Raw genomic sequence first — 21,223 nt, forward strand, 5'->3', positions numbered from 1 at the left:
TCCGCGCTCAGAGGCCGAACGCGGACAGGTCCGGCCCGAGCGGCACGATGCCGTTCGGGTTCAGGGCGCGGATCGAATAGTAGCCGCGCTTGATGTGGTCGATGGAGACGGTCTCGCGGATACCGGGCAGGGCCAGCATCGCGTGAAGATGGCCGGTCAGCCGCCGATAGTCGGCGATGCGCCGCCGGTTGCATTTGAACAGGCCGTAATAGGCGGCATCGAACCGGATAAGCGTGACGAAGAGCCGGATGTCGGTCTCGGTCGGCCGGTCGCCGAAGAGGAAGCGCCTGCCGTCGGCAAGGCGCTCTTCCAGCAACTCCAGCGCCTCGAACACGTCGGCGAAGGCCCCGTCATAGGCGACCTGCGTCGTCGCGAAGCCCGCTCGGTAGACGCCGTTGTTCAGCCGCGGATACATCCAGTTGTTCAGCGCGTCGATCTCAGTGCGAAGCGCCTGCGGGTAGAGGTCGAACGCGTCGGACGCCAGGGCGCCGAAGCCATGGTCGAAGATGCGCAGGATGTCGGCGGACTCGTTGTTGACGATCGATCCGGTCTTGCGATCCCACAGGACCGGCACCGTGGCGCGGCCGCAGACATGCGGATCGGCCCGCGTGTAGAGTTCGTGAACGAAAGTGGCGCCGTTGATTGCGTCGGCAGTCGAGCCGCCGCCTTCGCCGAAGCGCCAGCCTTCAGCGGTCAGTTCCGGCTGCACCACCGAGACGCCGACGACGTCCTCCAGCCCCTTCAGCTTGCGCGCGGCGAGCGTGCGTGAGGCCCAGGGGCAGATGAGCGCGACATAGAGATGGTAGCGTCCTGCTTCGGCTGGAAAGCCGCCGTCGCCGGTCGGGCCGGGGGCGCCGTCCGGGGTGACGAAGTGCCGGAAGCTCGACCTCTGGCGCACGAAGCCGCCCTCGGCGTCGGTCGCCTGCACGGGCTGCCAGTTCTCGGTCCACCGTCCGTCGACGAGCATGGCTCAACCTCGCTTCAGAAGAATGCCGACGCCGGCAGGGTCCGTCAGGCGCAGCGCATCGCCGTGCCGCGCTGCGGTTGCGCCTGAGCGGAGGATACGGGCCTCCGCAGCCTCGAAGGCTGTGTCGTCGCGCGCCAGCAATTCGTAGGAGAGGAGGCCGGTCAGGCCGGGCGCGCGGGGCGCGGCGCCTCGGCTGTTCCAGATGTTGGCCGCGACGTGATGATGGTATCCGCCGGTCGACAGGAACGTCGCGCTCGGCATGCGCACGATCGGATCGAGGCCGAGGACGCCTTGATAGAAGGCGTCGGCCGCCTCGACGGAGCCGACCTGCAGGTGGATATGGCCGACTCCTGTTCCGGCGGGTGCCCGCTCGAAGGACCCGCCGCCGCCGGCCTGCATCAGGTCCTCGACGTCGAGCGGATCGCTGGCCATCTGCAACTGGTCGCCGATACGGGGCCAGCCGGTCGCCGGGCGATCGGCATAGATCTCGACGCCGTTGCCCTCGGGGTCGGCAAGATAGATCGCCTCGCTGACGAGGTGGTCGGAGGCGCCCTGCACAGCGATGCGGTTGCGCGCGACATGGCCGACCCAGCGTCCGAGATCGGCGCGCGTCGGCAGCAGGAACGCGGTGTGAAACAGGCCGGCGCCGCGCGCGGACGCCTGCGTCGCGCCGGGCTGGTGGTGGAGCTCGAGGAAGGCGCGACCGCCCGCGCCCAGATGCAGGGTCGCGCCGTCGCGCCCGATCTCCTCGAGCCCGATCACATCGCGGTAGAAGTCCGCCACCTTGTCGAGATCGCGGACGGCGAGCGAGACCGCGCCGATATGCAGGGGCGCATCGGAACTGACGGGGTTGTCGAGGCTCATCGCGAAGTCCTTTCCCGAATGGTGAAGGCACAGAACACCGGCGGGTCCGGTGGAGGCGGCCGGTCGGCCGGCCGTTTCACGATGGCCGACGGCTTCAGTCGTCGACGAGAATGGTACCGGACACGGTGATGCCGAAGCCGGTGAGGCCGACATAGTCGCGCTCGTGCGTCGCCATCACCGCGATCGAGCGGACGTCGAGATCGCGAAGGATCTGCGCGCCGATGCCGACCTCGCGCCAGCGTTGCGTGCGCAGCTTGGCGCTCCCATGGCGCTCGCCGTCGGCGACGCCGGCCGCGTTCGGCTCGATCGCGCCGTGGCTGTCGGTCTCGAAGTCGTCGACCTCGGCGGTGCGCAGCAGCATGAGGATGCCGTGCCCATTCTGCTTGATGCGGTCGACCGCGATCTCGATCCAGGTCTTGGCGTCGCGCGTGCGGCCGAAGAGATCGGTCACGGGCTGCTCGCGGTGAATGCGGGTCGGAACATTCTCTGCGGCGCGCACGTCCCCGAACACCGCGACAACGTGCTGGATGGCGTCGAACGGCGTCTGATAGATGCGCACGCGCCCGTTCATGCCGCCGATCGCCATTTCCTCTTCGCGCACGCAGCGCACGAAGCTCTCGCGGCCGATGCGGTAGGAGATCAGGTCTTCGATCGAGATGATCTTGAGCTTGTGCTCCCCTGCGAACGCGACGAGCTCGGGCAGGCGCTTCACCGTGCCGTCGTCGTTGACGACTTCGGCCAGCACGCCGGCGGGTTCCAGCCCGGCGAGCCGCGCCAGATCGACGCCGGCTTCCGTGTGGCCCGAGCGGGTGAGGACGCCGCCCTCGCGCGCGATCAGCGGAAACATGTGGCCGGGGCGGATGAAGTCGCGCCCCACGGCGTTGCCGTTGGCGAGCGCGCGCGCCGTGTTGGCGCGCTCGTCCGACGCGATGCCCGTGGTCATCCCGACGCGGTAGTCCACCGAGACGGTGAAGGCGGTGCGCATCGGGTCGAGATTGTTGGCGACCATCGGCGGCAGGTTCAGCTGGTCGGCGCGCTCGGCGGTCATGGGAACGCAGAGGATGCCGCTCGTATGGCGGATCATGAAGGCCATGGTCTCTGGCGTCGCCTTCGACGCCGCCATGATGAGGTCGCCCTCGTTCTCGCGGTCGGTGTCGTCCACCACCACCACGAGCTCGCCGGCCGCGATGGCCTTGATGGCGTCTTCGATCCTGTCGAGCTGCATGTCCGTCCCCTTGACCCAGACTTCGGGGTTTAGATCGGGATGCGCCGCCGTTCAACGGCGACGCACCGTTTCGTCAGCCGCGCCCGCGATAGGTCGGCACCCCCTGTTCGGGCAGGAACACGCCCTCGGGCGGGGCGCCTGTCTGCCAGAACACGTCGATCGGAATACCGCCACGCGGGTACCAGTAGCCGCCGATACGTAGCCAGAGCGGCCGCGTCGCCTCCACCACGCGGCGCGCGATCTCTACCGTGCAATCCTCGTGGAAGGCGCCGTGATTGCGAAAGCTCGTGAGGAAGAGCTTCAGCGACTTGGACTCCACCAGCCGCTCGTCCGGTGCATAGTCGATGACGATATGCGCAAAGTCGGGCTGGCCGGTGACCGGGCAGAGCGAGGTGAACTCGGGCGCCGTGAAGCGAACGATGGCCGGGGGCCCCTCGCGCCGCGTGTAGGGCACAGTCTCTAGCACCGCCTCGTCCGGCGAGGCGGCGGGACGGGCGTCCTGGCCGAGCTGGCTCAGCGATGTCGTCATTGCGCGGGAACGGCCACGGCGGCGGCGGGATCGATCGTCGCGAGCGGCTGCGAGCAATAGTCGGCGAGGATGCCGACATGGCAGGCGACGTCGTCGAAGCCGTGCCAGATCATGCGCACCGCGACGAAGAGGATGACGAGCAGGCCGATCCAGGCGATGAACGGGAACTTGTGGAGGACGTTGGCAATCAGCGTCGCGGCCGCGCCCATCAGCACCACCGAGATCAGCAGGCCGAGAACGAGCACCACCGTGTGCTCGCCCGCCGCGCCGGCCACCGCGAGAACGTTGTCCAGCGACATCGAGACATCGGCGATGATGATCTGGATCATCGCCTGCCAGAAGGTCTTCTTCTGGGCGCCGGCCGCCGCAAGCTTCTGGGCTTCGGTCTGCTCGCCGCCGCTTTCGCGGATCTCGCGGAACATCTTCCAGCAGACCCAAAGGAGCAGGATGCCGCCGGCGAGCGTCAGGCCGACGATCGCGAGGAGCTGCACCGCGACGAGCGCGAAGAGAATGCGCAGCACGACGGCGCCGCCGATGCCCCAGAAGATGACCTTCTTGCGAATGGCGGGATCGACGCCCGCCGCCGCCATGCCGACGACCACGGCATTGTCGCCAGCCAGCACGACATCGATGAAGAGGACTTGCAGGAGGGCGGAAAACTCCGCCGAGAAGAATTCGGACAAGGCAAGGGTTCCCATGACGGAGACGGTGAAGAGCGTGACCGGTCTCATTCCCGCTTTTCACGAAATTGTCGACCACAAACATGGTGATCGACACGATCTTGCGAGTTCCGCGTGATCGCGATCGGGTTATGACCATGCACTTTATGCGCGTGCTCGTCGCTCCCGCCGCAAAGTCGGCGGATTCGCAGCCGGAAGCTCCGCGATCATGCTCGACAAGCTCGAATACCTCCTCGCCCTCGCCACCGAACGCCACTTTGGCCGCGCCGCCCAGCGGATCGGCGTGACCCAGCCGACGCTCTCGGCGGGTATCCGCCAACTCGAGGAGCGCCTCGGGGTGACGCTCGTCCACCGCGGCGCGCGCTTCAAGAGCCTGACGCCGGAGGGCGAGCAGGTCCTGGGATGGGCGCGGCGCATTCTCGACGACGTGCGCAACCTCGAAAGCGACCTCGAACGCGCGCGGTCACGAACCGGCGGCCGGCTTCGGATCGCGGCGATCCCGACCGTTCTCGCTTGGCTGCCGACTCTGACGGTTCCCTTCCTCGCCGCGCACGAGGGCGTCAGCTTCGAGATCGTCAGTCATACGGCAGGCGAGGTCCTGGAGGCCGTCCGCAACTTCGATGCCGATATCGGCGTCACCTACCTGACGAACGAGGCGGTGGTCGGCTTCGCCCATCGCAGGCTTTTCGACGAGCGCTACTGCCTGCTGACGGGCGCCGTCAGCGGCCCGCTGTGCCAACACCGCAGCGTGACTTGGGAGGAGATCGCGGCGGTGCCGCTCTGCCTTCTCGACCCGTCCATGCAGAACCGGCAGATCCTCGACGAAACCTTCGCGGCGGCCGGCACGACGATCCGTCCGGTGCTCGAATCAAATTCGATGATCGCATTGCTGACCCATGTGCGCAGCGGCGCCATGGCCACCGTGCTGCCGGCGGGCATGCTGGAGGCGCTAGGGCTCGGCGAGGTCTTCCGCACCATCGAGATCGCAGGCCAGACTTCTGAGCGGACGGTGGGGCTCGTCGCCGGGCCGCGCGAGCCGCGACCGCTTCTGGCAGCCGCCTTCTTCGACTTCGCGATAGCGCAGGCCGTGCGCTGATAGAAGATCTCTATCGCAACACCCGAAACCGCGATTGATCGCTTGCGACCTTGCGGCCTACTCTCCTTGGAATGGTTCGAGAGTGGGGGAGACGCGAATGGCGACCGCTGTGAGGTTCGATCCCGACGATGCGCGTGCTCTCATCGAGGAGCACCGGCATCTGGAAGGGCCGCTGCTGCCGATTCTCCATGCGCTGCAGGCGCGGTTCGGCGCCGTGGGCGAGGATGCGGTGCGCCTCGTATCGGCGGCGCTGAACCTCTCTCGCGCCGAGGTTCATGGCGTCGTCTCCTTCTACCACGACTTCCGCGCCGAGCCGGACGGGCGCCGCCACCTCAAGGTCTGCCGCGCCGAGGCCTGCCAAGCCAATGGCAGCGATGGAGTGGCCGCCAGTTTCGAGAAGGCGCTCGGCGTGTCCTTCGGTGAGACCACCGATGACGGGCAGGTGACGCTGGAAGCCTGCTACTGCCTCGGCCTCTGCGCCATCGGGCCCGCCGCGATGCTGGACGGACGCATCGTGGCGCGGCTCGACGAAGGCCGTGCACAGGCGCTCGTAGCGGAGGCTCGCCTGTGATCCGCGTCTTCATCCCTCTCGATTCCTTCGCAGTTGCGTGCGGCGCCGACGAAATCGCCAAGGAACTCGCCTTGCTGGCGGCCCATCGCGGTCACGATATCGAGATCGTCCGCAACGGCTCGCGCGGCATGGCGTGGCTGGAGCCGATGCTGGAGGTCGAGGTTCTCGGCCAGCGCATCGCCTACGGGCCGATCGCGCCGGGAGAGGTCGCCGCGCTGCTCGATGCAGGCTTCTTGCACGGCGAAAATCATCCGAGCCGCATCGGTGATCCCGAGGATCATCCGTTCCTCGCCGGCCAGACCCGCGTCACCTTCCGCCGCTGCGGGCTGACCGACCCGCTGTCGCTGGACGACTATCGTCGGCACGGCGGCCTCGAGGGGCTGCAGAAGGCGTTGGCGATGGAGCCCGGCGGGATCGTTGCCGAGGTCTCGGCGTCGGGCCTTCGCGGGCGCGGCGGCGCCGGCTTCCCGACCGGCATCAAATGGAAGACCGTGGCCGAAGCGACGGCCGACCGGAAGTACATCGTCGCCAATGCCGACGAGGGCGACAGCGGCACCTTCGCCGACCGGATGATCATGGAGGGTGATCCGTTCTGCCTGATCGAAGGCATGACGATCGCGGGCCTCGCCACGGGCGCCGCGAAGGGCTTCATCTACTTGCGCTCGGAATATCCGGTGGCGATCCGGGTGATGGGCGAGGCGATCCGGGTCGCGCAAGCGGGCGGGGTGCTCGGCGCCTCGGTGCTGGGCTCGGAGCGCGCCTTCGACATCGAGTTGCGCGTCGGTGCCGGCGCCTATGTCTGCGGCGAGGAGACCTCGCTGCTCGAAAGCCTCGAAGGTCGGCGGGGTCAGGTGCGCGCCAAGCCGCCGCTGCCAGCGCACAAGGGTCTGTTCGGACGGCCGACCGTCATCAACAACGTCGTGACGCTGGCGAGCGTGCCGGAAATCCTGCGCGCCGGGGCGCCGGCCTATCAGGCGCTCGGCACCGGCCGCTCGCGCGGCACGATCCCGATCCAGATCGCCGGCAACGTGAAGCATGGCGGTCTGTTCGAGACGCCTTTCGGCCTGACGCTCGGCGAGATCGTCGAGCGGATCGGCGGCGGCACTCGCACCGGGCGGCCGGTGAGGGCGGTGCAGGTCGGCGGACCGCTCGGCGCCTACTTCCCGCGCGATCTCTTCGACACCGTCTTCGACTACGAAGCCTTCGCGGCGCGCGACGGGCTGATCGGCCATGCCGGCATCGTCGTCTTCGACGACAGCGTCGACATGGCGGCGCAGGCCCGCTTCGCCTTCGAATTCTGCGCCGTCGAGAGCTGCGGCAAGTGTACGCCTTGCCGTATCGGGGCGGTTCGCGGGCTGGAGACGATGGACAAGGTGATCGCGGGCGAGCGCGTTGGCGAGAACCTCGAACTCGTCGAGGACCTGTGCAACACGATGAAGTTCGGTTCGCTCTGCGCCCTCGGTGGCTTCACGCCCTATCCCGTGATGTCGGCGCTGACGCACTTCCCCGAGGATTTCCGGGCGGCACCCATGCGGGAGGCGGCGGAATGACCGACGATCCGAAGGTCCGGGGACCCGCCTCGTATTTCCCATCGATCGAGAAGACCTATGGCCAGCCGATCGAGCATTGGAAGCGCCTGATCCGCGAGCGCGCCGGCTCCAGGCACATGGAGATCGTCCAGTGGCTGAAGACCGAGCACGGCCTCGGCCATGGTCACGCCAATGCGCTGGTGGCGCATACCCTGTCCGAAAAGCCGGCCGAGTAAGGACCGCATCATGTCGCTGATCCACGAAACCGACTACGGCACGCCGCGATCGAAGGCCGAGAAGCTGGTCACGATCACCGTCGACGGGCGCGCCGTCACCGTGCCGGAGGGCACCTCGCTGATGCGGGCCGCGATGGACGCGGGCATCGGCGTGCCCAAGCTCTGCGCCACCGACTCGCTCGAAGCCTTCGGTTCCTGCCGTCTCTGCGTCGTCGAAGTCGAGGGCATGCGCGGCACGCCTGCCTCCTGCACGACGCTCGCGGCCGAAGGCATGAAGGTCTCGACGCAGACCGACCGGCTGAAGCGCATCCGCAAGGGCGTGATGGAGCTCTATATCTCCGATCACCCGCTGGACTGCCTGACCTGCGCGGCCAACGGCGACTGCGAGTTGCAGACCCAGGCCGGCGCGGTGGGCCTTCGCGACGTGCGCTACGGATATGAAGGCGAGAACCATCTCGGCCAAGCCAAGGACGTCTCCAACCCCTACTTCCAGTTCGACGCCTCGAAATGCATCGTCTGCTCGCGCTGCGTGCGGGCCTGCGAAGAGGTTCAGGGCACCTTTGCCCTCACGATCTCCGGCCGCGGCTTCGATTCGAAGGTCTCGGCGGGTCTCGGCTCCGACGACTTCTTCTCTTCCGAATGCGTCTCCTGCGGCGCCTGCGTGCAGGCCTGCCCGACCGCGACGCTGGAGGAAAAGTCCGTGGTCGAGATCGGCCTGCCCGAGCATTCGGTGGTGACGACCTGCGCCTATTGCGGCGTCGGCTGCTCGTTCAAGGCGGAGATGCGGGGTGAGGAGCTGATCCGCATGGTGCCCTACAAGGACGGGAAGGCCAATCGCGGCCATTCCTGCGTCAAGGGTCGCTTCGCGCTCGGCTATGCCACGCACAAGGAGCGCATCCTCAAGCCGATGATCCGCGACCACTACCTCCAGCCCTGGCAGGAAGTGTCGTGGGACGAGGCGATCGGCTTTGCCGCCAGGAAGTTGCGCGAGATCCAGGCGAAGTACGGCCGCGGCTCGATCGGCGGCATCTCCTCGTCGCGCTGCACCAACGAGGAGGTCTACCTCGTCCAGAAAATGGTGCGCGCGGGCTTCGGCAACAACAACATCGACACCTGCGCCCGCGTCTGCCATTCGCCCACCGGCTACGGCCTTTCGACCACCTACGGCACCTCGGCCGGGACGCAGGATTTCGACAGTGTCGAGGAGGCCGACGTCATTCTCGTGATCGGCGCCAACCCGACGGACGGGCATCCCGTCTTCGCCTCGCGCATGAAGAAGCGGCTGCGCGAGGGCGCGCGCCTCATCGTCATCGACCCGCGCCGCATCGATCTCGTGCGAACGCCCCATGTCGAGGCCGACTACCATCTGCCGCTTCGCCCCGGCACCAATGTCGCGATGCTCACCGCCATCGCGCATGTCGTCGTCACCGAAGGCCTCATGGACGAGGCCTTCGTGCGCGAACGCTGCGACTGGGCCGAGTTCCAGGATTGGGCGACCTTCGTTTCCGACGAGAGCCGCTCGCCCGAAGCGGTGGAGAGCGTCACCGGCGTTCCCACAGCCGACGTGCGCGCCGCGGCGCGGCTCTACGCCACCGGCGGCAATGGCGCGATCTACTACGGTCTCGGCGTCACCGAACACAGCCAGGGTTCGACCAGCGTGATGGCGATCGCTAATCTCGCCATGGCGACCGGCAATGTCGGTCGGCGCGGCGTCGGCGTGAACCCGCTGCGCGGCCAGAACAACGTGCAGGGCTCCTGCGACATGGGCTCCTTCCCGCACGAACTGCCGGGCTACCGGCACATCTCGCGCGACGAGGTGCGCGAGACCTTCGAGAGCCTGTGGGGCGTCAAGCTCGACAACGAGCCGGGTCTGCGCATTCCCAACATGTTCGACGCCGCGGTGGAGGGCACGTTCAAGGGGCTCTACGTGCAGGGCGAGGACATTCTCCAGTCCGATCCCGACACCAAGCACGTCTCGGCCGGCCTCGCCGCGCTCGAATGCCTCATCGTGCAGGATCTCTTCCTCAACGAGACCGCGAACTACGCCACCGTCTTCCTGCCCGGCTCGACCTTCCTCGAGAAGGACGGCACCTTCACCAATGCCGAGCGGCGCATCAACCGGGTGCGCCGGGTCATGAGCCCCAAGAACGGTTATGCCGACTGGGAGGTGACGCAGCTTCTGGCCCGGGCGCTGGGCATGGACATGAACTACGGCCACCCTTCAGAGATCATGGCGGAAGTCGCGGCGACGACGCCGTCTTTCGCGGGTGTGAGCTACCAGCTTCTGGAGGAGAAGGGCTCGGTGCAGTGGCCCTGCAACGAGCAGCATCCGGAGGGCACGCCGATCATGCATATCGGCGAGTTCATGCGCGGCAAGGGCAAGTTCGTCATCACCGAATATGTCGCGACCGACGAGCGCACCGGGCCGCGCTTCCCGCTGCTCCTCACCACCGGTCGCATCCTCTCGCAGTACAATGTCGGCGCGCAGACCCGGCGAACGGCCAACATTCTCTGGCACGAGGAGGATCTGCTGGAGATCCACCCGCATGACGCGGAGATGCGGGGTATTCGCGAGCGCGACTGGGTGAAGCTCGACAGCCGCGCCGGTTCGACCTCGCTGCGCGCGAAGATCACGGACCGCGTGTCCCCGGGGGTCGTCTACACGACCTTCCACCACCCGATGACGCAGGCCAACGTCATCACCACCGACTTCTCGGACTGGGCGACCAACTGCCCGGAATACAAGGTGACGGCGGTTCAGATCTCGCCCTCCAACGGCCCGACCGAATGGCAGGAGGACTATCGGGAACTCAGCGAGGACAGCCGGCATATCGCCCCGGCGCTCGACGCGGCGGAGTAGGGGCATGGCAAGGCCCATCTCGGCGGGAGCGCCGAGCCTCGTCTATCGCGGCGGCCGGTTCTCGGTCGGCGAACGACGCGTGCCGGCCGAGGTCGCCGTGGCGATCTCGGTGAACGGCTCGACCCATGCGGTGATGATGGCGACGCCGGATCATCTGGAGGAACTGGCGCTCGGGCTCGCCCTGAACGAGCGGATCGTCGAAACCACGAGCGAGATCGAGCGCATCGAACTCGCCGAGGCCGATCTGGGCATCGACTGCCGGATCTGGCTGACGAGCGAGCGTGCCGCGACCTATGTCGCGCGGCGCCGGCAGATGACGGGCCCCGTCGGCTGCGGGCTCTGCGGCGTCGAGAGCCTGGAACTCGCGGCGCGAGCACTGCCGATGGTGCGGGCGAGCGTGCGGCTCGAGCCGGCTGCCATCGTCGCGGGGCTGGAGGCGATGGCGCTGCGCCAAAGCCTCGGGCGCGAGACGCGGGCCGTGCATGCGGCAGGGTTCGTTCAGGCCGGCGGTGCTCTCATTGTGGTGCGCGAGGATGTCGGTCGCCACAATGCACTCGATAAGGTCGCCGGGCATCTCGCCGCCGCCGGCATCGATCCCGCATCGGGCTTCGTCGCCATCACCAGCCGCGTTTCGGTGGAACTGATCCAGAAGGCGGCGGGCATGGGCTGCGGCCTGATCGCCGCCGTTTCAGCGCCGACGCAATTGGCGATTGAAGCCGCCGAGGGGGCCGGGGTCACGCTCGTCGCGGTGGTGCGCGGCGATGAGTTCGAGATCTTTACCCACCCGCAGCGGGTGGTCGGTGCTGTGGTCGAAACCGCTTCCAGCCTCTTCGAGTGCAAGGCCAAGTCCGATGCAGCCTGACAAGTTGATCCGCATGGCGAATTCGATTGCCACCTTCTGTCGCTCGAACCCCGACGGGGCGCGGCATACGGCGGATGTCGCCGACCACATCAACAACTATTGGGAGCCGCGCATGCGCACGCAGCTCTTCGCCGCCTACGAGTCCGGCGACACCGGGTCGTTCCATCCGCTCGTACTGGAAGCGATGACGAAGATACGCCGCCCGGCCGTGCCGCTAGAACAGAGGACTACGACGGCGACGGATCAGGCCGCCGGGCCCGCAGGTTCGGCCTGATCGCAGACAAGCGGTCCGCATCATCCGGGCAGCCCTCACGGCTTTGGCGTTGGGCGACGCGTTTGAGCCGTGATACCCGCGCGGCCTCCATCAGGCGCTGAGGCGCTCGAACCCGCCGTCGCCGAGATCCAGGGCGAAGCCGTCGTCGGCGGGGGCTGGGGCCTTGGATCCGCGACCCATGATCCGAGCCGGCGAACCCTTGGCGGCGCGCGCCCGTTGGAGCGTCGCGATGGTCGGCGCCAGGACCGCCGCTGCCGATGCCGCCGGCTCGATCGCGGTGCCGGTCTGAAAGAAGCCGGTGCGGTCTTCGAGGCGGCTCGCCTCGGCCGAGAGCTGTTCCGACGTCGCCGACATCTCGTTCGCCGCGCCGGCATTGGCCTGCGTCACCTGATCGAGTTGCTGGATCGCCTGGTTGATCTGCTCGACGCCCACCGTCTGCTCGCGGCAGGCCGCCGAGATCTCGGAGACGAGCTCGGCCGTGCGCTCGATGTCGGGCACAAGGCTCTCGAACAGGCGGCCGGCCTCTTCCGACACGCTCAGCGTCTCCGCCGAGAGGGTGCCGATCTCCTGCGCCGCGAGCTGCGAGCGCTCGGCGAGCTTGCGCACCTCGGACGCCACCACCGCGAAGCCCTTGCCATGTTGTCCAGCGCGCGCCGCCTCGATCGCGGCGTTCAGCGCCAGAAGATCGGTCTGGCGGGCGATCTCCTGGATGACGCGGACCTTCTCGTTGATCGAGCGCATGGCGGTGAGCGAGCCCGCCACGGCCGTGTGGCTCTTGCGGGCAGAGACGGCGGCCTGCCCGGCGGTTTTCTCGGTCTGCGCGGCGTTGTCGGCGTTCTGGCGAATGTTGGCGGTCATCTCCTCCATCGCGGCCGAGGCCTGCTCGGAAGCGGCTGCCTGTTCGGTCGAGCCCGAGGACAGGCTGTCGGCGGTGGCGGCGGACTGCAGCGAGCCGGAGGCCACCTGCGCCGCCGAGGTGCGCACGTCCGTCACGATGTCAGCGAGCTTCGTGCGCATCTCCGTCAGTCCGGTCAGCAGCGTCCCGATCTCGTCGCGGCGCTTCAGATGCGCCCGCGGTGCGACGTCGCCATCGGCGATGCGCCGCACGTCGGCGAGCGCCAGGCCCATGCCCTTGTCGAGCGAGCGGATGATCCAGCCGGCGGCAACGGCGGCGAGCGCGAGCGCCGCGCCGAACAGCACGAGCAAACCGGTTCGCGCCGTCTCGTATTCGCTCACGAGCGCCGCCTGGAAGGCGTTTGAGCGGCCGATCTCGAACTCGGAGGCCACCTTCAGTTCGTCGACCATTTCCGACATGGTCGGGGCCATTCGGGATCTCGCGATTTCGGCGGCCTGCTCGCCGGCCGCGGAGCTGCCTTCGCCTTGCAGACGTTCGGTTTTGAGAAGCTCGACGACGCTGGCGGCCGACGCCGCATAGGCCTTGGCGTCCGCCGCCAGGGCGTCGATCGAGGCCTGGCGGTCTGCCGGAAGGGCGGCGCGATAATCGCCGATGAGGCCTTCCGCCAACGCGGCCCGTTCGAGCGAGGTCGCCGAGAGATCGGCAAAGACCGCGTCGTCCTTGAGCACGTCGAGCGTGTTCACGAGGCGTCCGACGTCGGAAATGTAGGCGCGGATGGTTCCGAGACGTTTGGTCTGCACGAAGGAATTTGCGATGAACCCTTCGCCCGACTGGCGGGCCTGCGACAGCGCGGAGAGGGATTGGTATCCCGACAGGCCCATCAGGCCGATCACCAGTCCGAGACTGGCTGCGATCTTTGTCTTCAGCTTCATGGTCGTTCCCCCCGGCGCGTTGCAGGTATGAAACGCCCAGTGGGCCTTACATAAGATGAACGCGGTGAAGGGCGGCGAGCAAAGCCCTAGACGAGCCGCTCGGACCGGATGGCGCAGGGCGCGGTCTTACTTGGACGTCGCCGACTTCACGGGAGCATCCAGCAAGCTGCCGAGCGACCTCAGCAATTGCGCCAGTTCCGGTTCCTGCACGGCAGCAGCAGCTTCTTCTGCGGAAAACCACTCGCGTCGGCGCTCGGTCGCCTCCGGCCAGGTTCCCATCAGGCGATCGACCTTCATCGGGAACACCTTGACGCGGCATGCGACCACGTCGCCGTTCCGCAGGGTCTTGGGATAGTGGTAGGAGCCCGTCGCCTTCTTGCCGATGCGCCCTTCGACACCGGCTTCCTCGAAAGCTTCCTGCGCCGCGGCCTGATGGGGCCGGCGCGCCTTCATCGGCCAACCCTTGGGGATAACCCAGCGTCCTGTCTCGCGCGACGTCACCAGCAGGATTCGCAGTCCGGACGATGTGTCGTCCTGATACGCGATGGCTCCTACCTGTTTGCGCTGCTTCAACGGGATCGCCTTCTCATGGTGCAGTGTGGTCTATACCAAAATCGCGCTTATTCGCCGGATGACAAGTGCGAATTGAAAGCGTGGCCAATTATAAAGCCATCTGTGACACTCTCACACGTGAGCCGCGTGAGCCTGACGTGGCGGCCACGCCGAACCACTTGTGAGCAACGCGGTATACAGGACCGCGGATGACGTCGCTGCCCCCTGCGTCATCATGAACAATTCGATAATGCCGGACCATTCCAGGTTGCAGGATCGAAATATGCAACCTAGTGTTGAGCCTCACCCGTGAGTTTGTGAGGTTCGATGCGCCCTGTGCCGGAAGACAAATGCCGATCGGAGGCAATCATCGTGTGGTTTGCGGGTGCCCTTCTCTTCTGGGGCGCCATCGGCGTCTGGGCTTTGACATGAGCGGGATCGTGGATCGCCGCGGAGGTGGACGGACCGACCAGCTTGAACTTGGCCCGCTGCCGACCCAAGGCGTCACAGCGGACACCGGATTGACGGTCGACGAGCGTAGCGCCCTCTGCCTGCTAGCGTTGGCGCGAGACCTGCTGTCGCGCGATCACCACGCCGTCGCGATGATGATCGACTATGCAATGATCGACGTGGCCCGCCGCTCCGCCGACTGAACGCTAACGTCGACCTGTTCACCAATACGCCCACGGCAGGACATTCCGCCGTGGGCGTTTTGCGTTTGAGAGGGCTCGACGCGCGTCCTCGCGGCGATGGGATCAAAGTGGCGACATGCGAAAGCGCCCGCAACTCGGTCGAGCTGCGGGTGCTTTCACGTCGAATTTTGTCCATCGTCGGCGACCTCCTGAGAGGTCGCCGACCCGCGACATCAGATGATGTCGGACTGGGTGAGGTCGGTGACGCCGGCCAGCATGATCGCCAAATCCGCGGTGCCGTTGGCATCCGCATCGACGAAGAGGTAGCCGGTGCTCTCGTTGACCGTCTGGAAGCTGTAGAGCGTCGGGCCGGTCGCGGACGAGAAGGCGAGGTTGGCGGCGGTCAGCGCCGCTTCGTAGGTAGCGACGTCCGATCCGATGGCGAAGGTCGTCGCGGAACCGGCCGCGAGACCGAAGTCCAGAACATCGTCGCCCGAAACGAAGTCGGTGACGACATCCATCGTTCCGGCCGCCAGGCCGCTCGATCCCGTGCCGAAGACGAACGTGTTGTCGCCCTCGCCGCCGGTCAGGCTGTCCGCACCGGCACCGCCGATCAGGATGTCGTCGCCGGCACCGCCGTCGATGATGTCGTTGCCCCCGTTGCCGTAGATCAGGTCGTTGCCCGAACCGCCGGTGATCGTGTCGGCTCCATCGCTCGGGTCGAAGGCCCCGGTGCCGCCGTAGATCGTGGCATTACCGGAGAAGCCGTTGAGATCGATCGTGTCGCGATCCTCGCCACCGTAGATCAGGACGCTGCGCTCGCCATCGAAGGTCGAGACGTCGATGGAGTCGTTGCCGACACCGCCGTAGATCGTGGAAACGCCCAAGCCATCGCCGAACAGGTCGACGGTGATGTCGTCGTCGCCGCCATTGCCGAAGACAAGGACGTCGCCGGTTGCCTCGACGAAGATCGTGTCGGCCATGTCCTGCGGATCGACGCCGTCATTGCCGCCATAGACGGTGGCATCGCCATCCGTGGAGACGAAGATGTCGTCGCGCCCGTCACCGCCGACGACGAGCGTCGAGGACGCCTCGTCGCCACCCACGACCTGCACGACATCGTCTCCGACGCCGGCATAGATCGTGTTGCTCCCCGTGCCGGAGACGGTGACGAGATCGTCGCCACCGTTCGAGTAGACGAGGTTGTTGCCGTCTCCGAAAACCGCGATGATGTCGCCGCCATCGGTCGGATCCACCGTCCCGCTGCCGCCGTAGATCGTGTTGTCGCCGTCGCTGCCGACCGCGATCACGTCGACGCCGCCGGTGAGATCGGGACGATCCGAGAGTTCAGCGAAGAAATCGAAACCGAAATCCTCGAAGCCGAGCGGGGTGTTGGCATTTGCGCCGTCCGGCAGGGCGCTGAGGTAGCTGCCCGACTGGTTGGCGCCGCCGACGATCAGGTTGGACCCGTTGTTGACGCCGTCGCCGAGCGTTCCCGCCAGGAGAATGTCACCGCCGAGGCCACCATAGATGCTGTTGTCGCCGGTGCCGAGGACCGCCACGAGATCGCTTCCGCCATTGCCGAAGATCTCGTTGTTGCCGTTGCCCTCGACGAGAATGACGTCGCTACCGTCCTCGGGATCGGACGGCCCGGTGCCGCCGTAGATCGTGTTGGCGCCGTTGCTCTCCACGAGGATGACGTCTCGCTCCGCGAGGTCTTCGTTGAAGCGGGCGAAGGCGACATCGTCCGAGAGACGAGCTTCGTTTTGGAAGCCACCCGACAGCAGGCCGAAGGCTGCCGTGACGGCACCGAGCGACAGGGACTTTGTGTCGTTCTCGCCGCCGTAGATCAGGTTGCTGCCCGCAGCATCTTCTCCGCCGACGGCGATATAGTCGTCGCCTGCGCCGCCATAAACGGTGTTGGAACCGGTGCCGTCGATGAAGACATCATCGTCGCCACCATTGGCGTAGACCGTGTTGTCGCCGTCGCCGTCGATCTCGATGAAATCGTTGCCGTCCGTCGGATCGTCGTTGCCGGTGCCGCCGTAGACGACGTTGTCGCCGTCGGCATTGATCGTAACGTCGTCGCTGCCTTCACCACCGTAGATGGTGTTGTTGCCTTCGCCGCCGTAGAGATCGTCGTTGCCCTGGCCACCGTAGATCAGGTCGTCGCCATCGCCGCCGCGGATCGTGTCGTCGCCCTGGTTGCCGAGCAGCGTGTCGTTGCCGTCCCCGCCACGGATGTTGTCGTTGCCCTGGCCGCCGTAGACGAGGTCGTCGCCCGCGCCGGCGCGAATGGTGTCGCTGCCCTGATTGCCCTCGATCGTGTCGTTGCCGGCGCCGCCGCGGATGCTGTCGCCGTCCTGACCGCCGTAGATCAGATCGTCGCCTTCGCCGCCACGGATCGTGTCGTCACCCTGGTTGCCGAAAAGCGTGTCGTTGCCTTCGCCGCCGATGATCGTGTCTTCGCCCGTGCCGCCGGTGATCGAATCGTCGCCGTCGCCGCCATCGAGGCTGTCGTCACCGGCACCGCCGTTGATGACGTCGTTGCCGCCCGCGCCGAGGATCGTATCGTCGCCCGCGCCGCCGTTCAGCGTGTCGTTGCCGTCGGTGCCCGGGATGAAGTTGTCGCCGCCATCACCCTCGGCGAGCCCGTTCTCGGGGAAGATGACAAGGCTACCGTTGAGCTGCAGCGCACCCGACAGGGCACTGATCGCGACGCCGACGAGCAGGATCTCGGTCCCGTTGCTCAGCGTCAGCCGAACGTTGCCTTCGACCTCGACGATGTCGAGGATGCTGACGTTGGGGAGGTTGATGTTGAGAATATCCCCCGGCTGAGCACTGCCGGCCGGAATGGTGATGATGTCGGTGATCGTTTCGACGACACCTCCAATGAGATTATAAACAGCCATAAAGCCCTCATGATGCCCTGCGCCGCGTCAAGGACGACCATGGCGCGCGTTGATACTCAGAACCTACCTCAGGTTGCATCAACAGGTAGAGCGAGGTTGCAGGCGTTTGCAACCCAAAAGTGCAATATCAATACCTATCTTGGGTTGCATAGGGCTGGTGTGATGCCGGAAGGTGACGCTCGAGCCCGCGGCGATGGGTTTGCTCCTCTGCGGTCGCCCAGAGGACAGTTCCGTTCAAGCTGTGAGGCTGAGCCCGCGACCATGCTCTTGGCCGATTCGACCCGGCAAATCGTGCGGACGGGCGTCGGGCGTGTTCCGGGCTTTCCCTCGTCGCGCCCGAGACCGTCGCCCGGCGGAACGGATGCGCGACGCCGTCGTTTTTGCCAGACGATGCCCAGCGCGGCGTCGGCAGGCCATGCACACGGAGGAACCGATGTCCGACATTCACTACGAGATCGTCCAGCATGACGGCGGCTGGGCCTACAAGGTCGGCGACGTCTTCTCCGAAACCTTCCGCTCCCATGACGATGCGCTGGCCGCGGCCAAGGACGCATCGGCGCGTCAAGAGCTGGCCGGCGAGACGCAGGGCATCGTCTATCAGGACGGAAGCGGCGCCTGGCACGAGGAGGTTTCGAAGGGCGACGATCGTCCGCATGCCGACGTGGTGGATAAGGGCTGAAGCTCGCCTGATCCCGGCCGTCCCTCGGCGGCCGGGCGAACCCGTTCAGGTCGGCGCCACCTCGCGGTGCGGCGTCTTCTCCCACATGTGCGGTTTGCTGACGAGTTGGCCGATGGCACGGAGCCCGGCATAGCTGACGAGCAGCCAGTAGAACCAGAGCGTGGGCAGGCGCCGCATCAGCGGGCGCTCCTGCGGTGCCAGCACCCGGTCCGCCAGAAGCGAGAAGGCGAGGTAGGCGAGGAGGATGTTCAAGGCATCCACCGACGCCAGGAGTCCGAGCGTCATGCTGGCCGATCCCCAACCGAAGAAGGCCGCGCCCGCCGCCGCCAGATGCATGGCGAAGACGACATGCATCAGGCTCGCCGCGATCATGCCGCCGAAGATCACCTGGAACATTAGGAAGCTCCGCCAGCCGAGCTGGCGGATCGTCAGGCGGGGATCGCGCATGTGGACCAGCCAGGTCTGCAGCCAGCCCTTGATCCAGCGGGTGCGCTGGTTGCGCCAGTCCGGCCAGTCGGCGACGGCGCTCTCTGAGGTCGGCGCGCGGATCGTTCCGACATGGAAGCCGAGGCGGGCAAGGCGAATGCCGAGATCGGCGTCCTCGGCCACGTTGTGGCTGTCCCATCCGCCGGCCTCCACCAGCGTCGCCCGCCGGAAATGGTTGGACGTGCCGCCGAGCGGCAGCGGCAGCGCGCGTTTGGCCAGCCACGGCAGGATCGCGCGAAACAGCACCGCGTATTCCATCGCGAACAGCGCCTGGAACCAGCCGGCGGAGGCGTTGCGGATCGTCAGCGGCGCCTGCAGGCAGGCCAGCGTCGGCGGCCCCGCCCGGAACGCCTCGTAGGCTTCGCGCAGCTGGCTGGGATCGGGCCGGTCCTCGGCGTCGTAGAGCACGAGGAACTCGCCGCGTGCCAAGGGCAGCGCATAGTTCAGGGCTTTGGGCTTGGTGGTGGGCGCGGTGCGGGGCGTGGCGATCACCGAGAAGTTCGTTTCGCCCACGATGGCGCGCTCGACGGCCGCGATCGTGTCGGGATCGTTGGCCTCGCAGACGAAGAAGACCTCCAGCCGCGAGCGCGGCCAGTCCAGCGCGGCCATGGCACGCGCCAGAGGCTCGGCCATCGCCGATTCGCGGTGGAGCGCGATGAGGACGGAGTAGATCGGCAGGCCTTCGGGACTGGCCAGCCCATCGCGCCGTAGCGCCTCGCCCGATGGCGGCGAGACCGGCGTGTCCCAGAGGACGGCAAGGCGAAAGGCCGTGAAGACGAAGGCCAGCGACGTGCAGCCGGCATGCATCACCAGCCAGAAGCCGTCGAAGTGCCACCACGCCATGGCCAGCGCGACCACCGCGACCACCGCGAAGGCCGACTGGAGGGGGCTGATTACATCGCGCGCCGACCATCGGTTGAAGTCGGTCGCGAGGCTCAGGCGCGCGCGGTTGGAGCGCTCCTCGCTCGTCGCGCTGGCGTGCGCACGGCGGATGTCCGCGACGGTGGTGATGCGCATCGGCTCGCGCAGGGCGGGATTGCTGGCGAGATGGGCGGCGATGACCTCCAGCCGATCGAGCGGCGGGCTGATGAAGATGCGGGTGCGCAAGGCGGCATCGCAGGTCCGCAGGTGCCGTTGGCCGAGTTGCATTGCGCCGCGTCCGTCGCGGATGACGGTCGCCGCCGGATCGACGGGCGCCGTCTCGACCCCCAGAACGGCCGCGATCACGCGCGCGAGTTCGACGTCCGACACGAGGCCGGCCGCGACGATCTCGTCTTCGAGGGTCGAACCCGCCCAGATCGCCTGCTGGCGAAGTCGATGCTCCGTCTCCCGATCGACCCCAAGTCGTTCAAAGACCTCTTGGAGGCGTGTCGCTCCCGCGACCTCGATCTCGGCGGATGCATCCAGTGCCGGGCTATCGGCGATCTTGTGCAGAGTGGGCGAGGGGTCGTAGAACGGGGCACCGGCTTCCTGCGCCCGCTCGGGCATCGACGCGATCACTGACAAGCCGACTTCTTTCCGCAAGATCCAGAGTTGTAGTCTGGGTTGCAGTCTCGTTTTAGGACAGAAACCCCTGCTTGAATCTCTCGTTGAAAAAGGGCGGGTAGGCGTCCTTCTGGTTGCAGCTCTGGCGGGTTGGTGTGGCCCCGTGCGCGCACAAGGCGTGGAGACCCCCAACTTCTGGGATCAGCGGCAGAGAATCGCTGCGCCGGATTTGAGCGGACGGGCCCGGATTCGCTTCCTCACCGCGGTCGATTTTCCGCCCTTTAACTTCCTCGACGGTCAGGGCCGGTTGGCTGGACTGAACGTGGATCTCGCCCGCGCCATCTGCGAGGAACTGGAGGCCACCGCGATCTGCCAGATCGAGGCCAAACCGTTCGGCGAGTTGACCGATGCGCTCGCCAGGGGCGACGGCGAGGCGGTGGCGGCAGGGCTCGGCATCACCGCCGACAGCCGGGCGCGCTTCACCTTCACCCACCCGTTCTTCCGCTTTCCCGCCCGGTTCGTGGTGCGCCGTGACGCAAGGATCGACGAACCCCTTCGCTCGGGGCTCGACGGCATCGAGATCGGCGTCGTCGGCGCGAGCGCGCACGAGGCGATGCTGCGGTCCTTCTTTCCCAAGGCCAAGCCCGTCGAGTTCGACACGCGCGACAACGCTCTGGAAGCGGTGAAGGCGGGGCGGGTGAGAGCCGTGTTCGGCGATGGGGTCGGCCTGTCCTTCTGGCTGTCGAGCGACGATGCCGGCGAGTGCTGCGCCTTTGCCGGCGGCCCTTACCTCTCCGACCGCTATCTCGGCGAGGGGCTGGCGATCGCAGTGAAGCCGGAGGACGGCGAACTGGCGGCGGCCTTCGATTATGCACTCGGCAAGATCGTCGAGAGCGGCCGCATGTCGGAGCTGCTCCTGCGCTATTTTCCGGTCAGCGCCTTCTGAACCGTCGGCTTGCCGCGTTGACGCCGCCGCCGGGGCGAACCATAGCTCGC

Annotated in this window: 19 protein-coding genes; 10 read left to right on the forward strand and 9 right to left on the reverse strand. The window is 66.9% G+C overall.

The window, feature by feature from the left end:
• Nucleotides 1-7 precede the first annotated feature (7 nt).
• The 5 genes from AUL33_RS19430 to AUL33_RS19450 all read right to left on the reverse strand — a co-directional run bounded on the left by AUL33_RS19430 (nucleotide 8) and on the right by AUL33_RS19450 (nucleotide 4,316).
• Nucleotides 8-967 (reverse strand): glutathione S-transferase family protein, encoded by a 960-nt coding sequence (locus AUL33_RS19430; protein WP_062212299.1) that lies wholly within the window; start codon nucleotides 965-967, stop codon nucleotides 8-10.
• 3 nt (nucleotides 968-970) lie between these two features.
• Nucleotides 971-1,831 (reverse strand): VOC family protein, encoded by an 861-nt coding sequence (locus tag AUL33_RS19435; protein WP_062212301.1) that lies wholly within the window; start codon nucleotides 1,829-1,831, stop codon nucleotides 971-973.
• 94 nt (nucleotides 1,832-1,925) lie between these two features.
• Nucleotides 1,926-3,056, reverse strand: coding sequence for a 3,4-dihydroxy-2-butanone-4-phosphate synthase (ribB, locus tag AUL33_RS19440; RefSeq protein ID WP_062212303.1), 1,131 nt, complete (start codon nucleotides 3,054-3,056; stop codon nucleotides 1,926-1,928).
• A 73-nt stretch (nucleotides 3,057-3,129) separates the two neighbouring features.
• Nucleotides 3,130-3,585 (reverse strand): preQ(1) synthase, encoded by a 456-nt coding sequence (queF, locus tag AUL33_RS19445; RefSeq protein WP_062212305.1) that lies wholly within the window; start codon nucleotides 3,583-3,585, stop codon nucleotides 3,130-3,132.
• Nucleotides 3,582-4,316, reverse strand: a complete 735-nt coding sequence (locus AUL33_RS19450; RefSeq protein WP_374754451.1) for a TerC family protein — start codon at nucleotides 4,314-4,316, stop codon at nucleotides 3,582-3,584. The genes queF and AUL33_RS19450 overlap by 4 nt, the downstream gene beginning before the upstream one ends.
• Nucleotides 4,317-4,473: 157 nt before the next feature.
• On the opposite strand from AUL33_RS19450, the gene AUL33_RS19455 reads away from it, so the two are divergent.
• From AUL33_RS19455 to AUL33_RS19485, 7 genes are all read left to right on the forward strand, one after another.
• Nucleotides 4,474-5,361, forward strand: a complete 888-nt coding sequence (locus AUL33_RS19455; protein WP_062212307.1) for a LysR family transcriptional regulator — start codon at nucleotides 4,474-4,476, stop codon at nucleotides 5,359-5,361.
• 97 nt (nucleotides 5,362-5,458) lie between these two features.
• Nucleotides 5,459-5,932: a formate dehydrogenase subunit gamma gene (locus AUL33_RS19460; protein WP_062212312.1), complete on the forward strand. Its 474-nt coding sequence runs from the start codon at nucleotides 5,459-5,461 to the stop codon at nucleotides 5,930-5,932.
• Complete coding sequence (locus tag AUL33_RS19465) at nucleotides 5,929-7,482, forward strand: NADH-quinone oxidoreductase subunit NuoF (protein ID WP_062212314.1); 1,554 nt, start codon at nucleotides 5,929-5,931, stop codon at nucleotides 7,480-7,482. The genes AUL33_RS19460 and AUL33_RS19465 overlap by 4 nt, the downstream gene beginning before the upstream one ends.
• Nucleotides 7,479-7,697: a DUF4287 domain-containing protein gene (locus tag AUL33_RS19470; RefSeq protein ID WP_062212317.1), complete on the forward strand. Its 219-nt coding sequence runs from the start codon at nucleotides 7,479-7,481 to the stop codon at nucleotides 7,695-7,697. The genes AUL33_RS19465 and AUL33_RS19470 overlap by 4 nt, the downstream gene beginning before the upstream one ends.
• Nucleotides 7,698-7,707: 10 nt before the next feature.
• The gene (gene fdhF / locus AUL33_RS19475; RefSeq protein WP_062212319.1) at nucleotides 7,708-10,557 is read left to right on the forward strand and encodes a formate dehydrogenase subunit alpha; all 2,850 of its coding nucleotides are present in this window, start codon (nucleotides 7,708-7,710) and stop codon (nucleotides 10,555-10,557) included.
• Nucleotides 10,558-10,561: 4 nt separating this feature from the next.
• Nucleotides 10,562-11,419 (forward strand): formate dehydrogenase accessory sulfurtransferase FdhD, encoded by an 858-nt coding sequence (gene fdhD, locus AUL33_RS19480; protein WP_062212322.1) that lies wholly within the window; start codon nucleotides 10,562-10,564, stop codon nucleotides 11,417-11,419.
• A 13-nt stretch (nucleotides 11,420-11,432) separates the two neighbouring features.
• The gene (locus AUL33_RS19485; protein WP_244492354.1) at nucleotides 11,433-11,693 is read left to right on the forward strand and encodes a formate dehydrogenase subunit delta; all 261 of its coding nucleotides are present in this window, start codon (nucleotides 11,433-11,435) and stop codon (nucleotides 11,691-11,693) included.
• A gap of 90 nt (nucleotides 11,694-11,783) precedes the next feature.
• Here the strand turns inward: AUL33_RS19485 and AUL33_RS19490 are convergent, their stop codons facing one another.
• Together AUL33_RS19490 and AUL33_RS19495 are read right to left on the reverse strand one after the other, a co-directional pair.
• A complete protein-coding gene (locus AUL33_RS19490; protein ID WP_062212328.1) occupies nucleotides 11,784-13,481 on the reverse strand; it encodes a methyl-accepting chemotaxis protein in 1,698 nt (565 codons plus the stop codon).
• Nucleotides 13,482-13,607: 126 nt separating this feature from the next.
• The gene (locus AUL33_RS19495; protein ID WP_082652752.1) at nucleotides 13,608-14,054 is read right to left on the reverse strand and encodes an NUDIX hydrolase; all 447 of its coding nucleotides are present in this window, start codon (nucleotides 14,052-14,054) and stop codon (nucleotides 13,608-13,610) included.
• Nucleotides 14,055-14,461: 407 nt separating this feature from the next.
• Here AUL33_RS19495 and AUL33_RS22325 point away from each other — a divergent pair, with 407 nt between their 5' ends.
• Complete coding sequence (locus tag AUL33_RS22325; RefSeq protein ID WP_156419504.1) at nucleotides 14,462-14,686, forward strand: hypothetical protein; 225 nt, start codon at nucleotides 14,462-14,464, stop codon at nucleotides 14,684-14,686.
• 212 nt (nucleotides 14,687-14,898) lie between these two features.
• Here AUL33_RS22325 and AUL33_RS19500 read toward each other — a convergent pair whose 3' ends face one another.
• Nucleotides 14,899-17,577, reverse strand: a complete 2,679-nt coding sequence (locus AUL33_RS19500; protein ID WP_062212335.1) for a calcium-binding protein — start codon at nucleotides 17,575-17,577, stop codon at nucleotides 14,899-14,901.
• 433 nt (nucleotides 17,578-18,010) lie between these two features.
• On the opposite strand from AUL33_RS19500, the gene AUL33_RS19505 reads away from it, so the two are divergent.
• Nucleotides 18,011-18,256: a DUF2188 domain-containing protein gene (locus AUL33_RS19505; protein ID WP_062212378.1), complete on the forward strand. Its 246-nt coding sequence runs from the start codon at nucleotides 18,011-18,013 to the stop codon at nucleotides 18,254-18,256.
• Between the two features lie 45 nt (nucleotides 18,257-18,301).
• On the opposite strand, the gene AUL33_RS19510 is transcribed toward AUL33_RS19505, so the two are convergent.
• The gene (locus AUL33_RS19510) at nucleotides 18,302-20,242 is read right to left on the reverse strand and encodes a glycosyltransferase family 2 protein (RefSeq protein ID WP_062212338.1); all 1,941 of its coding nucleotides are present in this window, start codon (nucleotides 20,240-20,242) and stop codon (nucleotides 18,302-18,304) included.
• Nucleotides 20,243-20,405: 163 nt separating this feature from the next.
• On the opposite strand from AUL33_RS19510, the gene AUL33_RS19515 reads away from it, so the two are divergent.
• Nucleotides 20,406-21,173 (forward strand): transporter substrate-binding domain-containing protein, encoded by a 768-nt coding sequence (locus AUL33_RS19515; protein WP_280137838.1) that lies wholly within the window; start codon nucleotides 20,406-20,408, stop codon nucleotides 21,171-21,173.
• Nucleotides 21,174-21,223: the final 50 nt, after the last annotated feature.

The sequence above is a fragment of the Aureimonas sp. AU12 genome (assembly GCF_001463705.1).
In the GTDB taxonomy this organism is placed as follows: domain Bacteria; phylum Pseudomonadota; class Alphaproteobacteria; order Rhizobiales; family Rhizobiaceae; genus Aureimonas.

Excerpts from the sequence above, each read along its gene's own strand:
- queF (WP_062212305.1), bottom strand. The coding sequence starts at position 3,585 with ATGACGACATCGCTGAGCCAGCTCGGCCAGGACGCCCGTCCCGCCGCC.
- AUL33_RS19505 (WP_062212378.1), top strand. The coding sequence starts at position 18,011 with ATGTCCGACATTCACTACGAGATCGTCCAGCATGACGGCGGCTGGGCC.
- AUL33_RS19460 (WP_062212312.1), top strand. The coding sequence starts at position 5,459 with ATGGCGACCGCTGTGAGGTTCGATCCCGACGATGCGCGTGCTCTCATC.
- AUL33_RS19500 (WP_062212335.1), bottom strand. The coding sequence starts at position 17,577 with ATGGCTGTTTATAATCTCATTGGAGGTGTCGTCGAAACGATCACCGAC.
- AUL33_RS19490 (WP_062212328.1), bottom strand. The coding sequence starts at position 13,481 with ATGAAGCTGAAGACAAAGATCGCAGCCAGTCTCGGACTGGTGATCGGC.
- AUL33_RS19450 (WP_374754451.1), bottom strand. The coding sequence starts at position 4,316 with ATGAGACCGGTCACGCTCTTCACCGTCTCCGTCATGGGAACCCTTGCC.
- fdhD (WP_062212322.1), top strand. The coding sequence starts at position 10,562 with ATGGCAAGGCCCATCTCGGCGGGAGCGCCGAGCCTCGTCTATCGCGGC.
- AUL33_RS19455 (WP_062212307.1), top strand. The coding sequence starts at position 4,474 with ATGCTCGACAAGCTCGAATACCTCCTCGCCCTCGCCACCGAACGCCAC.
- AUL33_RS19435 (WP_062212301.1), bottom strand. The coding sequence starts at position 1,831 with ATGAGCCTCGACAACCCCGTCAGTTCCGATGCGCCCCTGCATATCGGC.
- AUL33_RS22325 (WP_156419504.1), top strand. The coding sequence starts at position 14,462 with ATGAGCGGGATCGTGGATCGCCGCGGAGGTGGACGGACCGACCAGCTT.
- AUL33_RS19485 (WP_244492354.1), top strand. The coding sequence starts at position 11,433 with ATGGCGAATTCGATTGCCACCTTCTGTCGCTCGAACCCCGACGGGGCG.
- ribB (WP_062212303.1), bottom strand. The coding sequence starts at position 3,056 with ATGCAGCTCGACAGGATCGAAGACGCCATCAAGGCCATCGCGGCCGGC.
- AUL33_RS19470 (WP_062212317.1), top strand. The coding sequence starts at position 7,479 with ATGACCGACGATCCGAAGGTCCGGGGACCCGCCTCGTATTTCCCATCG.
- fdhF (WP_062212319.1), top strand. The coding sequence starts at position 7,708 with ATGTCGCTGATCCACGAAACCGACTACGGCACGCCGCGATCGAAGGCC.
- AUL33_RS19430 (WP_062212299.1), bottom strand. The coding sequence starts at position 967 with ATGCTCGTCGACGGACGGTGGACCGAGAACTGGCAGCCCGTGCAGGCG.